At 73.6% G+C, this 14644-nt stretch carries 14 protein-coding genes and 1 riboswitch; of the genes, 13 read left to right on the top strand and 1 reads right to left on the bottom strand.

Annotation, left to right across the window (positions count from 1 at the left end; all coding sequences use genetic code 11):
* Nucleotides 1–65: 65 nt before the first annotated feature.
* Nucleotides 66–938, top strand: a complete 873-nt coding sequence (locus WQO_RS01950; RefSeq protein WP_029182393.1) for an ABC transporter substrate-binding protein — start codon at nt 66–68, stop codon at nt 936–938.
* 30 nt (nt 939–968) lie between these two features.
* Here the strand turns inward: WQO_RS01950 and WQO_RS01945 are convergent, their stop codons facing one another.
* Nucleotides 969–1394 (bottom strand): nuclear transport factor 2 family protein, encoded by a 426-nt coding sequence (locus WQO_RS01945; RefSeq protein ID WP_010061713.1) that lies wholly within the window; start codon nt 1392–1394, stop codon nt 969–971.
* Nucleotides 1395–1512: 118 nt separating this feature from the next.
* On the opposite strand from WQO_RS01945, the gene WQO_RS01940 reads away from it, so the two are divergent.
* From WQO_RS01940 to WQO_RS01885, 12 genes are all read left to right on the top strand, one after another.
* Nucleotides 1513–2082 carry a PadR family transcriptional regulator gene (locus WQO_RS01940; protein ID WP_010061712.1) on the top strand — a complete coding sequence of 190 codons (570 nt, stop codon included), beginning with the start codon at nt 1513–1515 and terminating at the stop codon, nt 2080–2082.
* A 79-nt stretch (nt 2083–2161) separates the two neighbouring features.
* Entirely contained in the window at nt 2162–2770 is a 609-nt protein-coding gene (locus WQO_RS01935; RefSeq protein ID WP_010061711.1) for a helix-turn-helix domain-containing protein, read from the top strand.
* Nucleotides 2767–4200, top strand: coding sequence for an MFS transporter (locus WQO_RS01930; RefSeq protein ID WP_010061710.1), 1434 nt, complete (start codon nt 2767–2769; stop codon nt 4198–4200). The genes WQO_RS01935 and WQO_RS01930 overlap by 4 nt, the downstream gene beginning before the upstream one ends.
* Nucleotides 4184–5116: a carbohydrate kinase family protein gene (locus WQO_RS01925; RefSeq protein ID WP_010061709.1), complete on the top strand. Its 933-nt coding sequence runs from the start codon at nt 4184–4186 to the stop codon at nt 5114–5116. The genes WQO_RS01930 and WQO_RS01925 overlap by 17 nt, the downstream gene beginning before the upstream one ends.
* 118 nt (nt 5117–5234) lie before the next feature.
* The gene (locus tag WQO_RS01920) at nt 5235–6350 is read left to right on the top strand and encodes a beta-ketoacyl-ACP synthase 3 (protein ID WP_418082097.1); all 1116 of its coding nucleotides are present in this window, start codon (nt 5235–5237) and stop codon (nt 6348–6350) included.
* Nucleotides 6334–7590, top strand: a complete 1257-nt coding sequence (locus WQO_RS01915) for a beta-ketoacyl-[acyl-carrier-protein] synthase family protein (protein WP_010061705.1) — start codon at nt 6334–6336, stop codon at nt 7588–7590. The genes WQO_RS01920 and WQO_RS01915 overlap by 17 nt, the downstream gene beginning before the upstream one ends.
* A gap of 61 nt (nt 7591–7651) precedes the next feature.
* Nucleotides 7652–9676: an acyl-CoA dehydrogenase family protein gene (locus WQO_RS01910; RefSeq protein WP_058953842.1), complete on the top strand. Its 2025-nt coding sequence runs from the start codon at nt 7652–7654 to the stop codon at nt 9674–9676.
* 95 nt (nt 9677–9771) lie between these two features.
* Nucleotides 9772–10047 carry an acyl carrier protein gene (locus tag WQO_RS01905; RefSeq protein WP_010061703.1) on the top strand — a complete coding sequence of 92 codons (276 nt, stop codon included), beginning with the start codon at nt 9772–9774 and terminating at the stop codon, nt 10045–10047.
* Nucleotides 10044–11267, top strand: a complete 1224-nt coding sequence (locus tag WQO_RS01900) for a beta-ketoacyl-[acyl-carrier-protein] synthase family protein (RefSeq protein ID WP_010061702.1) — start codon at nt 10044–10046, stop codon at nt 11265–11267. Before WQO_RS01905 ends, WQO_RS01900 begins: the two co-directional genes overlap by 4 nt.
* A gap of 182 nt (nt 11268–11449) precedes the next feature.
* A riboswitch (cobalamin riboswitch) is annotated at nt 11450–11636 on the top strand.
* Nucleotides 11637–11696: 60 nt separating this feature from the next.
* On the top strand, nt 11697–12743 hold the full coding sequence (locus WQO_RS01895) for an ABC transporter substrate-binding protein (RefSeq protein WP_010061701.1): 1047 nt from the start codon (nt 11697–11699) through the stop codon (nt 12741–12743).
* Nucleotides 12740–13831, top strand: a complete 1092-nt coding sequence (locus WQO_RS01890; protein WP_010061700.1) for a FecCD family ABC transporter permease — start codon at nt 12740–12742, stop codon at nt 13829–13831. The genes WQO_RS01895 and WQO_RS01890 overlap by 4 nt, the downstream gene beginning before the upstream one ends.
* The gene (locus WQO_RS01885; protein WP_010061698.1) at nt 13828–14607 is read left to right on the top strand and encodes an ABC transporter ATP-binding protein; all 780 of its coding nucleotides are present in this window, start codon (nt 13828–13830) and stop codon (nt 14605–14607) included. The genes WQO_RS01890 and WQO_RS01885 overlap by 4 nt, the downstream gene beginning before the upstream one ends.
* Nucleotides 14608–14644: the final 37 nt, after the last annotated feature.

The raw sequence follows: 14644 nt of genomic DNA, 5'->3' as shown, positions 1-14644 counted from the left end.
GGCAGGTACACGTGTACGAACTCGCACGAATGGAACGGCAGTCGGCGCAGAGGGGCGTGTGTGACGTGACGGAACAGAGCGAATGGCGGTTCTCCGACGACCGGGGTCAGCAGTCGACGGCGCCCCGGCCGCCCGGGCGGGTGCTGGCTTACATCCAGGCAGGGGCGACCCTGTGGGACCTCGGGATCCGGCCGGTGGCCGTCTTCGGCTCCGACCACGACGGACCCGACCCCGACACCGCGAAGACCGGCACCCTGCCGCTCACCGGCGTCGAGTACGTCGGGGCGGGCAGCGCCCTGGACGTCGAGCGGCTACTGAGTGCCGAGCCGGACCTCGTGGTGGCCGTCAGCTACGGCGGCGGCCATGTCTACGGGCTGGCCCCCGAGACGGCCAAGCCCCTGGAGGAGCGGGTCCCGGTGGTCGTCCTCGACGTCAGCCAGGCCCGTACGTTCGGTGAGATCGGGGACCGGTTCGCCGAGCTGGCCCGCTCGCTCGGCGCCACCGGGCGGCCGGACGCTGACCAGGACCTCGACGCCGCCCGGGAGCGGCTGCGCGCCGTGGTCGCCGCCACCTCCGCCGACGCGCCCCGGGTGCTCGCCCTCTCCCCGGCCGGCCCGGACCAGGCGCATGTCGCACGCCCCAGGATGTGGCCCGAGCTGCGGGTCCTCACCGAACTGGGCGTCCGGCTCGTCGAGCCCGCCGAAGGCCCGGGGGCCAACTGGTCCACGCTCGACCGCGCCGACACCTTCGCGCTGCGCCCCGAGGTGATCCTGACCGACATCCGCGCCCACGCCACGCCCCTGGAGGAGCTGCGGGGGAGTGAGGGCACGCCGACGCCCGTCGTCCCGTGGAACCCCGAGCCCCTCTACGGGCCCCGCGACCACGCCCGCTTCCTGGGCCTGGTCGCGGACGCCCTGGAGGCGGCGCGGGCGAGCTGAGTCCCGGGCTCGACGGAGCGTTCCCCGGTTCTACGGGGCGGGGGCGAGGCCGTCGGCGACCAGTCCGGCGAGCACCGCCTCGCCCAGCGCCTGGACGGCGGAGGCGGGGCGGACCATCACGGTGAACTCCTTGATGCGTCCGTCCTCGTCCAGGTGCACCAGGTCGATGCCGTGGATCTCCTTGCCCGCGACCGTCGCCCGGAAGAGCAGGACCGCCGACGGGGCCTCGGTCCCGTCGGCGCTCGTCTGCGAGGAGCCCGCGAACTCACCGACGTAACGGAAGTCCTCGAAGGTGCGCAGCAGGACGCCGAACAGCCCCAGCACCGCCGGCCGGCCCTCGAACGGCGTGAACTTCACCGGGCTGTAGAGCCGGATGTCCTCGGTGAACAGATCGTCCAGGGCGCCGAGGTCGCGGCTGTCGACGGCGGCACGGAAGCGGTCCACTGCGGTGGTCATGTGTCCTCCTCGTAGTCAAGAAAGTGACTAGTCAGTTTCATGACTATCATGAGGGTCGGCGTTCCGGACAGGGGTGGACGGGGATCCGTCCCGGCCCGGTGGAGAGGGAGGCGGTCCGATGGCGTTGCGCCATGCGGTGCTGGCGGCGCTGCTCGACGAGGAGCTGAGCGGCTACCAGCTGACGAAGGCGTTCGCGGCGGGCGTCGCGAACTTCTGGCACGCCCTGCCGCAGCAGGTCTACGCGGAGCTGGCCAGACTGGAGAAGGAGGGGCTGGTCGCCGGGCGCGAGGTCGTCCAGGAGGGGCGTCCCAACAAGCGGCTGTTCCGCGTCACCGGCGAGGGGCTGGCCGAGCTGGAGGACTTCGCGTCCGCCGCCGCCAAGCCCGCGTTCCTGCGGGAGGACCTGCTGGTCCAGGTCCAGGCGGCCGACCATCTCCACACCGATGTACTGATCGAACGGCTCGCCGAGCGGTACGCGTTCGCCGAAGCCAAGGCCGCGCTGTTCGAGGAGCTGCTGCGCAGGATGCGCGGCAGCCTGGACGAGGCGGAGTTCCTGCTCCGCGGGGCACGCGTCGGCCCGTATCTCACCTGCCGCCGCGGGCGGGACTTCGAACGCGCCAACCGCGACTGGTGCCGGGATGTGATGGAGGTGCTGCGAGCGCGGCAAACGGCCGGAGAAGAGGCCTGACGGCCGACTCTTCGAGTTTCCCAAAAATATTCTGCAAAAACTCTTTGGGAAAGTGCTTCCGTCTGCCTACGCTGCTGCCATGGATAGCGAAGACAGCCGTCGCGTACTCGATCCGGCGCAGGACGGTGCCGCCCTCAAGGCTCTCACCCACCCCCTGCGCCTCACCCTGCTCGGACTGCTGCGCCAGCACGGCCCGGCCACCGCCAGCGAGCTCGCGGTCAGGACCGGGGAGTCCTCGGCGTCCACCAGCTACCACCTGCGGGTGCTCGCCAAGTACGCGTTCGTCGCCGAGGCCGACCACCGCGACAGCCGGGAACGCCGCTGGAAGTCCGTGCACGACGTCACCTCGTGGAGCAACGAGGCGATGCACGCCAGCCCCGGCGGCAGCGTGGTCCTCAGCGTTCTGCACCGCCGCCAGATCGAGCACCTCCAGCAGTCCCTGGACCGCCACGAGGCGGACCTGGACAGCGGCCGGCTGGGTGAGGAATGGCAGGAGCCGTCGGGGCTCAGCGACCTGATGCCCCGGCTGACCCCGGAGTCCCTGGCCGAGCTGTGGGAGGTGTTCCGCGCGAAGACGGCCGAGCTGACCGCCCGTGACGCCGAGGACCCCCGCGCCGAGCAGGTCGTGCTGTTCACCGCCGGACTCCCGCTGGCTCCGGAGGCCGCGGATGCCGGAGAAGGCTCATGACCAGCCGGCCGGTCCCCGCCGCCGTCTCCGCGGGCCACGGCGGCCTGGACGGCGCGACCGCGCGCCGCCGTTACGTCACGGTCTCCTTCCTCTTCTGGCTCCCCATCGGCATGTCCATCGCGACGGGCGTGCTCCTCTTCACCGAACGCGGCATGGGTATCGCCGCCATCGCCGGCTTCTACGCCGTGCACTCCCTCACCGCCGCCGCGTTGGAGCTGCCCACCGGCGGCCTCTCCGACGTCATCGGGCGGCGCCCCGTCCTGGCCGTCGCCGGGCTGCTCAACCTCACCGCCTTCACCCTCATCGGCCTCGGTGCGGCGGGCTGGGCCATCGCGCTCGGCATGGGCCTGATGGGTCTCGCCCGCGCCCTGTCCAGCGGACCCGCCGAGGCCTGGTACGTCGACACCGTCCACGCCCACGCCGGACCCGACGCCGACCTGCGTACGGGCCTGGCGCGCGGCAGCTCCGCCACCTCGGCCGCCCTCGCGCTCGGCACCCTCCTCGGCGGCGGGCTGCCCTGGCTGCTCGGCCTCGCCCCCGGTGCGGGGGAGTGGCTGGCCAACACGACCGGTGGCCTGGCCATCCCGCTCTCCGTACCCGCCCTGCTCGGCGCCCTGGTCGAAGGCGTCTTCGTGCTGTACGTGCTCAGCTCCCTGCCCGAACCTCCCCGGCCCCGGACCACCCTGCGCCGGGTCATGGGCGGTGTGCCCGCCGCCATCGCCGCCGGGCTCCGGCTCGGCGCCCGGGACGCCCTGATCCGCCGCATCCTGCTCACCGCGAGCGCCGCCGGGGCCGCCCTCGCCGCCGTCGAACTCCTCACGCCCGGCCGGGCCGCCGCCCTCATGGGCACCGCCGAATCCGGGGCCCTGGTCTTCGCCGGGCTCGCCTGCGCCGGGTTCCTCTGTTCCGCCCTCGGCAGTCAACTCGCCCCGCTCGTCGCCCGGTTCACCGAAAGCAGCGAGCGCGCGGTGCTCACGAGCCTTGGCCTGGTGACGCTGGGGCTGACCCTGCTCGGCCTCACCACGCACACGATGAGCCCGCTGGCCACGACGATCGCCGTCACCGGCTACGGACTCGTCTACCTGGGCCTCGGAGCGGCGGGCCCCAACGAGAACGATCTGCTGCACCGCCGCGTCGACGCCTCCGGCCGCGCCACCGCCCTCTCCGTCCAGTCGCTCTGCCTGCAGCTGGTCGCCGCCGGCGCGGGACTGGGCGCTGGCGCCCTGCCCCCGGGCCCGCTGCCCTGGCTGCTGGCCGCCACGGCCGTACTGGCCGGCGCGCTGCTCTGGGTCAGGCGTGCCGCCCCGGCCCCGGTCCCGCCCCACCCCGGCTCCTCGGCGACCGGGGGCCCGGTCGCCGCCCCCGTTCCCGCCGGACCGCTCCACGACACCGCACCCGAGGAGATCCACCCCCATGCCCGACCGACTTGAGCCGCTGGTCATCGGCGAATGCGTCGCCGACATCGTCCGGCAGCCGGACCAGGCCGACCGGGTCCACCCCGGCGGCAGCCCCGCGAACGTCGCGTACGGACTGGCCAGGCTCGGCCACCACCCCACTCTGCACACCCAGTTGGGCGCCGACGGCCACGGGCGGCTCATCCGGGACCATCTGACCGCCGCCGGGGTCGAGGTCCGGACCGACGACGCCGCAGGGTCGACCCCCTCGGCCGTGGTCACCCTGGACGGCCAGGGGCACGCGACGTACGCCTTCGACGTCGGCTGGACCCTGGGCCCGGTCCCGCTCGACCGGGTGCCGGGGCATGTGCACACCGGCTCGATCGCGGCCGTCGTCGAACCCGGGGCGGCGACGGTCCTGGCGGCCCTGGAGTCGCTGCGGGCCGCCGCCACCGTCAGCTACGACCCCAACGTACGGCCCGAGTTGATGGGCGAGCGCGCCCCGGCCGTGGCCCGCGTCGAGCGCTGCGTCGCGCTGAGCGACGTCGTCAAGGCCAGCGACGAGGACCTGCGGTGGCTGCACCCGCACGAGGAGCCGGAGCGGATCGCCGGGCGGTGGCTCGCCGCCGGACCCGCGCTCGTCCTCGTCACCCGGGGCGAGGCGGGCGCGTCCGCCCTGTTCCCCGGTGGCCGGATCACCGTCGAGGCCCCGGCGGTCGAGGTCGCCGACACCGTCGGCGCGGGCGACGCCTTCATGTCGGGGACCCTCCACGCCCTCGCCGCGCACGGGCTCCTGGGCCCGGACGCCCGGGACCGGCTGCACGCCGTGGGCCGGGACACCGTCGCCGACGTCCTGCGCCACGCGGTCGCCTCCGCGGCCGTGACCGTCTCCCGGGCCGGGGCCAACCCGCCGGGGCCCGACGAGCTCCGCACGGCGCTCGGCGTCAACTGACGCCACGTCATGACCCGTTCGGCGCAGTCGAACGCACCCTCGTGAGACGTTCCACCGTTCGTCAACCTGATGCAGTACGACAACGGGATCGGGGCGACGGGTGGCAACGGGGCGACGGGTGGCGAGGAGACGGGCGGCCGACAGCGGGACGGAGCAGGGGACGCGGGCGGGCGTCTTAGCGGCCGGGACACGCACGGCGGTGCTCCAGGGCGTGGCGGGCTGGGTGCCGGGGGAGCCGGTCGGCAACGAACGGCTGCCCGCCGACTGGGGCGTGGACGACGCCTGGGTCCGCCGCCGCACCGGCATCGGCAGCCGGCACCGTGCCGGAGAGGGCGTCGCCACCGGCGACCTCGCGTTCGAGGCGGCCTCCCGGCTGCTGGTCCGCGCCCCGGCGGCGGGTGAGGTGGACGCGGTGGTCCTCGCCACCGCGACGCCCGACCACCTCTGCCCCGGCACCGCTCCCGCGCTCGCGGCCCGGCTGGGGCTCGGCACCGTACCGGCGCTGGACATCGCCGCCGTGTGCAGCGGCTTCGTCTACGGACTCGCCGTCTGCCACGGTCTCGTCACCTCGGGCCTCTATGAGCGGATCCTGCTCGTCGGGGCCGACGTCTACTCGACCTGGCTCGACCCCGCCGACCGTTCGGCGGGCGTCGTCTTCGGCGACGGGGCGGGCGCCGCCCTGGTCGCGGCCGGGCGCCGGGGCGATCCCGGGGAACTGCTCGCGTTCGACCTGGGCAGCGACGGTACGGGCTACGACCTGATCACCGTCCCCGGCGGCGGGGCCCGCGCGCGGGCGTACGGGAAGCCGCCGGGCCTGACCGACGGCTTCTTCCGGATGCAGGGCGGCACCGTCTACCAGCACGCCGTGGAGCGGATGACCGGCTCCTGCCGGACGCTCCTGGACCGGGTGGGCTGGGACCCGGCCGAGGTCGACCGCTTCGTGCCGCACCAGGCCAACGCCCGGATCCTGCGCGCCGTCGCCGAGCGGGTCGGCATCGCGCCCCAGCGCTGCGTGACCCACCTGGAGCGGGTCGGCAACACCGGCGCCGCCTCCATCCCGCTGGCCCTGGCCGACGCGGCGGACGACGGGCTTCTGCACCCCGGCGACCGGGTGCTGCTCACCGCCTTCGGGGGCGGACTGACCTGGGGCTCGGCGGCACTTCGCTGGCCCGGGACCCCGCAGACCATGTGCACGGAATCTATGGAAGGAACACAGCATGTCGCTCCCCGCTGATCAGGGCACCGAGGCCCGAGCCGGCACCGCCGTCGCGGTGACGGGGGTCGGCCTCGTGACACCCGCAGGGGCGGACGAGCACAGCTTCTGGGAGGGGCTGTGCTCCGGGCGGTCCACTGCCCGGCGGATCGAGGAACTCGCTGGCCTGCCGGTCGACTTCGCCTGTCCGGTCGACGGTATCGACCTGGACGCGGCGGTGGGCGGCCGGTCGGTGTGGCGGATGGCCCGGTTCGTGAAGCTGGCGCTGGTGGCCGCCCGGCAGGCCGTCGCCGACGCCGGCCTCGACCCGGCCCGATGGGACGGCACCCGGGTCGGCGTGGTGCTCGGCGTGGGCGTCGGCGGCGTCTCCGTACTCGTCGACAACGCGGCCAAGCTGGCCTCTTCGGGCCCCGAGGCGGTCTCCCCGCTCCTCGTGCCGATGATGATCCCCAACGCGGCGGCGGGCGAGGTCGCCATCGCGCTGAAGGCGGGCGGCCCGAGCCTCGCCCCCGCCACCGCCTGCGCCTCCGGGGCCACGGCCGTCGCCGTCGCCCGCGATCTGCTGCTCGGCGGCAGCTGCGACGTGGTGGTCGCGGGCGGCGCGGAGTCGGTGCTGACCCCGCTGGTGGTCACCGCGTTCGCCCGGATGGGCGCGCTGTCCACCCGCACCGGTGAACCGGCCGCCGCCTCACGCCCGTTCGCCGCCGACCGGGACGGCTTCGTCATCGGCGAGGGCGCCGCCATGCTCGTCCTGGAGCGCGAGGAGGGGGTACGCGCCAGGGGCGGCCGGACGCGCGCCCTGCTCGCCGGGGCCGGCTCCAGCACCGACGCCCACCACCCCACCGCCCCGGCCCCCGACGGACACGGTGCCCAGCGCGCGGTGCGGGCGGCGCTCGACCAGGCGGGCTGGACACCCGGCGATGTCGACCACATCAACGCCCACGGCACCTCCACCCCCCTCAACGACGCCATGGAGACCACCCTCATCTCCCGGCTCTTCCCGCACCGGCCGTCGGTCACCGCGCCCAAGGGCGTCACCGGACACACCCTGGCGGCGGCGGGCGCGATCGAGGCGGTGGCCACGGTCCTGACGCTGGAACGTTCCGCCGTCCCGCCGATCGCCAACCTGGACGCGCTCCCCGACGCCTTTCCGCTCGACTGCGTGACGAAGGAGCCCCGTCACCGGCGCGTCGAGACGGCGCTCAGCCACTCCTTCGGCTTCGGTGGCCACAACGTCGTACTGGCCTTCCAACGCGCTTGATATACGGGGGCATTTCGGGACGGCGGGGGTGTCCTCGCCGTTCCTTGATCGTTACTTTGTTGTGACCGTACCCACGAACGACGCGGCCTCGCCGTCCACGAACGATTTGCTCACCGCAGTGCTCTTCGGGCCGAATTTCCGTCGGGAGCACGGATTCTGGCGCCGCCTGCTGACAACAGAACCGTTTCGCCGCCCCGGTGGTGGCACCCCCGACGAACGGCTCGCCCTCTCCTACCACCGGCTGCGCATCCTCAACAACGCGCTCGACAGCGGCGCACGGCTGGCCGCCGACCCCCGGGCGCTGGCCGCCCTCCACGAGTGGCTCGGCCCCGTCGACCCGGCGCTGACCACCGTGGCGGGCATCCACTACAACCTCTTCCTCGGCAGCCTCCTCGACCACGACGCCGACACCAGGCGCGACTTGTCGGACTTCCTCGCGCTGCGGCGGGTGGGCGCCTTCCTCTGTACGGAGGTGGCCCACGGCAACGACGCCGCGGCCATCGAGACGACCGCGACGTACGACCGTGAACGCGACGGCTTCGTCCTGCACACCCCGCACGCCGGGGCGCAGAAGTTCATGCCCAACACCAGCCCGGCCGGGGGCCCCAAGTCCGGTGTCGTGGCCGCCCGGTTGCTCGCCGACGGCGCCGACCACGGGGTCTTCCTCTTCCTCGCCCCGCTCACCGACGCCCACCGCGCCCTGCCCGGCGTCCGGGTGCGGCGGCTGCCCGCCCGGATGGGCTCCCCGGTCGACCACTGCCTGACCTCCTTCGACCGCTGCTTCGTCCCCCGCGAGGCGCTGCTCGCCGGACAGCAGGGGCGGATCGGCGACGACGGCCGGTTCCACAGCGAAGTCCCCAACCGCAGAAGGCGGTTCCTCACCTCCATCGGCCGGGTCACCCCCGGCAAGCTCTCCATGAGCGCCTGCGCGGTCGGCTCCGCCCGGGTCACCCTGGCCATCGCCGTGCGGTACGCAGGCCACCGGATGATCTCCGGATCGCGCGCCGCCCGGCGGATCCCGGTGTACGCGCACCGCACCCACCACGGCCCGCTGGCCGGAGCGATGGCCACCGTCTACGCGATGAGCCTCCTGCACCGCAGGGCCCTGGACGGCTGGGAGTCGGCCTCCGGGGCCGACCGGGACGAAGCGGAACGCCTGGTCGCCGTCACCAAGGGGTGGATCACCTGGCAGGCCCGCGACGTCATCGTCGAGTGCCGCGAACGATGCGGAGCCCAGGGTCTTCTGGAGAACAACGGAATGACCGAGCTGGTCACCGGCATCGAGGGCGCGATCACCGCCGAGGGCGACAACCTCGCCGTCCACGCCAAGGCCGCCGCCGAGATGCTCTTCAGCGCCACCGACCGGGACACGGCCGACGGCGACGGCCCCGGAGACCTGGACGACCCCGCCTTCCTCGGCCGGCTGTTCGCGGCCGTCGAGGACCTCTGGTTCGCCCGCGCCCGGGCGCGGATGAGCGCCGCCCCGCCCGGCGACCCGCTCGGCCGCTGGAACGCCGCGTCGTCGGCCGCGCTGCGCGGCGTCGAGGCGTACGCCTACCGGCAGGCGGACGAAGCGTACGCCGAGGCCGTCGCCACCCTGCCCGAGGGCGCGGCGCGCGAACGGCTCACCGAGCTGCGCCGGCTCTTCGCCCTCCGGTGGATCGCCCGCAACGGCGGCGACCTGCTCGCCGCCGGACGGCTGACCGCCGATCAGGTCACCTTTCTGCCCGACGCGGTGGAGGCGGCGACCGTCGTCGTGGCCGAACACACCCCCGCCCTGGTGGCGTCCTTCGCCCTGCCCGAGCGGCTGATGTCGGACTGGCCGATCGCCGGACCGCGTTACGCGGACGTCTACGACGACCCCGATGCGGCCTGGCACCGGAGTCGCAGGGCGGGAATCCGGGGGCGGGCGGCGGAGTTCCGGCGGCCCGTCTGCGGCAGCCGGAGGCGTCCGCTGCGTGAGAAGGTCGCGGCGCTCGGCACCCGTGGGGTCCTCCTGGCGTACTGGGGAACCACATCGGTGCTCTCCCGATGGTTCGAGAAGCCGCAGGTGAGCGTAGATGAATCGGTTCACCGGAAGGCGTAACCGGAAGATCGTCATCCAGTTATTTCGGGAGGTGGGCAGCACCGTTTTCCCCCGCCGCTCGGACGATCTCGACGAACCCGATGAGAGGAATCACCATGAAGACCATTCACCCCAAGATCACCGAGGTGCTGACCGGGACGTTCAAGGTGCCCGCCCACGAGGTCCTGCCGGAGTCCACCATGGACAGCCTGGAGATGGACTCCCTCGCGGTCGCCGAGTTCGCCGTCATCATTAAGGAGACCCTGGGCGTCGACGCCGACTCCGAGAAGCTCTACAAGGACGCCACGCTGGCCGACATCTCCGCGTACATCGACGAAGCCGTCGGCAGCACGGCGGCCGAGGCGACGGTGCCGGTGAGCAACACCCGATGAAACGACCCGCCATCGCCGTGACGGGACTGGGGATGATCACCCCGGTCGGCCACACCACCGACACCACCTGGGGCGGAGTCCGCGCCGGCCTCTCACCCGCCCGCACCGTCCCCGAACTGCAAGGCTGCGCCGTCGACTTCGCCTGTACGGTCTCCGGCATCGACCTCGACGACGCGGTCGGCGGCAGGTCCGCGTTCCGGATGGGCCGGTACGTCAAGTTCGCCCTCCTGGCCGCCCGGGAGGCGGTCGCCGACGCCGGGCTCGACCCGGCGCACTGGGACGGGACCCGGGTCGCCGTCGTGGTCGGCACCAGCAGCGGAGGATCCGCCGGACTCACCGAACAGGCCGTCGCCCTGGAGCGACGCGGCCCCGAGGCCACCTCGCCCTCGGGCATCCTGCTGACCATCCCGAACATGCCTGCGGCCGAGATCGCCATCGCGATGAAGGCCACCGGACCGAGTCTGGCCCCGTGTACCGCCTGCTCGTCCGGGGTGACCGCGCTGTCGGTGGCCCGGGACATGCTCACGTTGGGCCAGTGCGACATCGCCATCGCCGGGGCCACCGAGTCGATCGTCTTCCCCGTCGCCATGACCGGTTTCGCGCGCTCCGGCGCCGCGGCACCGCGGGACGGCGACCCCGCCCGCCTCTGCCGCCCCTTCGCCGCCGACCGGACCGGGATCGTCATGGGCGAGGGCGCGGCGATCATGGTCCTGGAGCGGGCCGAGGAGGCCCGCGCCCGAGGAGCCTCTCCCCGAGCGCTGATCGCGGGCGCCGGGGCCACCACCGACGCCCATCACCCCACCAGCCCGCACCCTGCCGGGGAGGTCGCACGGGCGGCCGTCGACGCCGCGCTGCGCGACGCGGGCTGGCGGGCCGAGGACGTCGACCACGTCAACGCGCACGGCACGTCGACCCCGCAGGGCGACGCCACAGAAGCCGCCCTGATCGGCCGGGCCTACCCGCACCGGCCGCCCGTCACCGCCCCCAAGGGCGTACTGGGCCACTGCATGGGGGCGGCCGGCGCCATCGAGGCGGGCCTGACGATCCTCACGCTCCAGCACGGGGTGATCCCGCCGATCGCGAACCTGGACGCCCCCGAGCCCGGGTTCGCCATCGACTGTGTCACCAAGACCCCGCGCGAGGTCCCCGTACGACGGGCCGTCAGCCACTCCTTCGGCTTCGGCGGCCAGAACGCGGTGATCGCCCTCCAGGCTCCGTAGGGGCCGGCGTCACCTTCCCGTCTGCCGGGCGACGACGGGAAGGTGGCGCCAGGCCCTGGGCCTGCCCGAGCGGAATCCGCACAGCCGGTACGGCGGGCCGACCCCGCGCCGTACCGGCCCCGCGCCGTACCGGCCCCGCGGCCGTGACCCACCGCACCGCGCCCGAGCTGCGAGAAGACGCGTGATAGCTTGCCGGGGCCAGTCGAACCCCAGCGACGGGGTCAGGGAATCCGGTGCGAATCCGGAACTGACGCGCAGCGGTGAGGGGGACGGGCGGGGCCACGGCCACTGGAGCACACGCGTGCTCCGGGAAGGCGTCCCGCCCGGACGAACCCGAGTCCGAAGACCTGCTGGCACCCGCGCCCGCACCGGGGCACGGGAACCGTACGACGGGCTCCGCGGCTGGGCCCAGAGACACAGAGGTCCTTCGTGCTGTCCACGGCCACCCCCGCTCCGATACGTACCGCCGCCCTGCTCGCGGCCGGACTCCTCCTGCTGACCGCCTGCGGCGAGGGCGGGAGCACCGGAGCCACCGACGGGAAGAAGGCCGAGGGCTTCCCGCTCACCCTGAAGAACTGCGGGCGCACCGTCACGGTGAAGGCGCCGCCCCAGCAGGCCGTCTCCGTCGACCAGGGGTCCACCGAGATCCTCCTCTCGCTCGGCCTGGCCGACCGGCTCGCCGGTACCGCCACCTGGAGCGACCCGGTGATGAAGGGGCTGGAGAAGGCCAACGCGGGCGTCGAGCGGATATCGGAGAACCGGCCCTCCTCGGAGAAGGTCCTCGACAAGGAGCCCGACTTCCTCTCCGCCTCCTTCGCCTCGACCCTCGCCAAGGGCGGCGTCGCCCCGCGCGAACAGTTCGAGAAGCTCGGCGTCCCGACCTACGTCTCGCCCGCCGACTGCGTCGGCAAGGACAACAGCGGCAGCGGCGACGGGGCCCGCACCGCACCCCTGACGATGGACAGCGTCTACACCGAAGTACGCGAACTGGCCCAGGTGTTCGGTGTCCCCGAACGCGGCGACGCCCTGGTGAAGAAGCTCCGGGCCCGGGTGGAGAAGGCCACCGACGGCATCGACGCCTCCGACGCCTCCCTCCTCTACTGGTTCTCCGACTCCAAGGCCCCCTATCTCGCGGGCTGCTGCGGTGCCCCCGGCGTCATCACCAAGGAGCTCGGAGCGAAGAACGTCTTCGACGACACCCATGACGAATGGCCCCAGATCAGCTGGGAGACCGTCGCCGACCGCAACCCCGACGTCCTGGTCATCGGCGACCTCAGCCGCACGACGCAGACCGCCGAGAGCGCCGAGAAGAAGATCGAGTTCCTGGAGTCCAACCCGGTCACGAAGACGATGGACGCCGTCAAGAACCGCCGCTACGTGCTGCTCAGCGGCCAGGCCATGAACCCCACCATCCGGACCGTCGAGGGACTGGAGCGTGTCGCGGCCGGACTGCGCGACTTCGGGCTCGCGGGGTGAGCACCGACAGCCGTACGGCCGCGAAGACGGCCGACGCGCCGCCTGCCGCCCGCCCGGACGTTCCCGCCCGGGTCGGCGCGCCGCTCACCGTCCTGCTGTGGGGCGGCGGACTACTCCTCCTCCTGGCCTCCGTCGCGGTCGCCGTCACCATCGGGCCCGCCCGGATCTCCGTCCCCGACGTCTGGTCGACCGTCGCCGCGCACCTCGGGTTCGGCGCGAGTGACCTCAGCCCGATCCGGGACGGCATCATCTGGAATCTGCGGATGCCGCGTACCCTCCTCGCCGCCGTGTGCGGCGCCGGGCTCGCGGTGTGCGGCACGGTGATGCAATCGCTGCTGCGCAACCCGCTCGCCGACCCCTTCGTCCTCGGTGTCTCCTCCGGCGCCTCCACCGGGGCGGTCGTCGTGGTCGTCCTCGGGGTCGGCGGGGGAGCGGTGTCGCTGTCGGCCGGAGCGTTCGTCGGGGCGCTCCTCTCCTTCGCCCTGGTGCTGCTGCTCAGCCACACCCTCGGCGGCTCCACCGACCGCGTCGTCCTCTCCGGCGTCGCCGCGATGCAGCTCTTCTCCGCCCTCACCTCCTTCGTCGTGATGACCTCCGCCGACGCCGAGCAGACCCGCGGGGTGCTGTTCTGGCTCCTCGGCTCGCTCAGCGGCGTCGGCTGGAGCGAGGTCGCCCTGTGCTCCGCCGTCCTCGCCGTCTGCCTGGTGGTCTGCCTGGCCCACGCCCGTACGCTCGACGCCTTCGCCTTCGGGCAGGACGCCGCCGCCGCGCTCGGCGTGAACGTCGCCCGCACCCGGATCGTGCTGCTGTGCACGACCGCCCTGCTGACCGCCGCCCTGGTCAGCGCGGCCGGGGCGATCGGCTTCGTCGGCCTGGTCCTGCCGCACGCCGCCCGCGCCCTCACCGGCTCCGGACACCGGCGGCTCCTCCCGGTCACCGCGCTCGCCGGGGCCGTCTTCCTGGTCTGGGTCGACACCCTCGCCCGGACCGTCCTCGACCCGCAGGAAGTACCGGTCGGCGTCGTCACGGCCCTGATCGGCGTCCCCGCCTTCGTCCTCGTCCTGTACCGCACCAGGAGCACGTCATGAGCGTTTCCACGGGCCTGCGCGCCGAGCGCGTCGGCCGGGCGGCGGGCGGCCGGCTCATCCTCGACGGCGTCGACATCACCCCGCCGCCGGGCTCCACCATCGGGCTCCTCGGCCCCAACGGCTCCGGCAAATCCACCCTGCTGCGGATCCTCGCGGGCCTCCTCGCCCCGGACACCGGCGTCGTCACCCTGGACGGCGACCCCCTCGCCCGTCTCGGCCGCCGCACCGTCGCCCGCCGGATCGCCGTCGTCGACCAGCACGCGGTCACCCAGGTCGACCTCAGCGTCCTGGACGTCGTACGCCTCGGCCGCATCCCGCACCGGCGCGCCTGGTCCGCCCCCGACAGCACCGACGAGGACGCCGTCTCCGACGCGCTGCGGCGCACCGGGCTCACGGACCGCGCCGGGCAGTCCTGGCACACCCTGTCCGGCGGCGAACGCCAACGCGTCCAGATCGCCCGCGCCCTGGCCCAGCAGCCCCGCGAACTCCTCCTGGACGAACCGACGAACCACCTCGACATCCAGCACCAGCTGGACCTGCTCGCCCTGGTCGCCGACCTCCCCGTCACCAGCGTCGTCGCGCTGCACGACCTCAACCTGGCCGCGATGTTCTGCGACCGGATCACCGTGATGAAGGCCGGCCGCGTCGTCGCCGGAGGCACCCCGGCCGAGGTCCTCACCGAGGAACTGATCAGGGACGTCTACGGAGTGCGGGCGGTCGTCACCCCGGAAGGTCCCGACGGCCGCCCCTCGGTACGGTTCCTGCGGCGCCGCTGACCGGCTGGGCACAAGGACAACGCCCCCGGACAGCCCG

This window comes from Streptomyces globisporus C-1027, assembly GCF_000261345.2.
Lineage (GTDB): Bacteria > Actinomycetota > Actinomycetes > Streptomycetales > Streptomycetaceae > Streptomyces > Streptomyces pakalii.
Note: the sequence above shows the minus strand (reverse complement) of the source record. Positions and strands in the feature narration are given on the sequence as shown.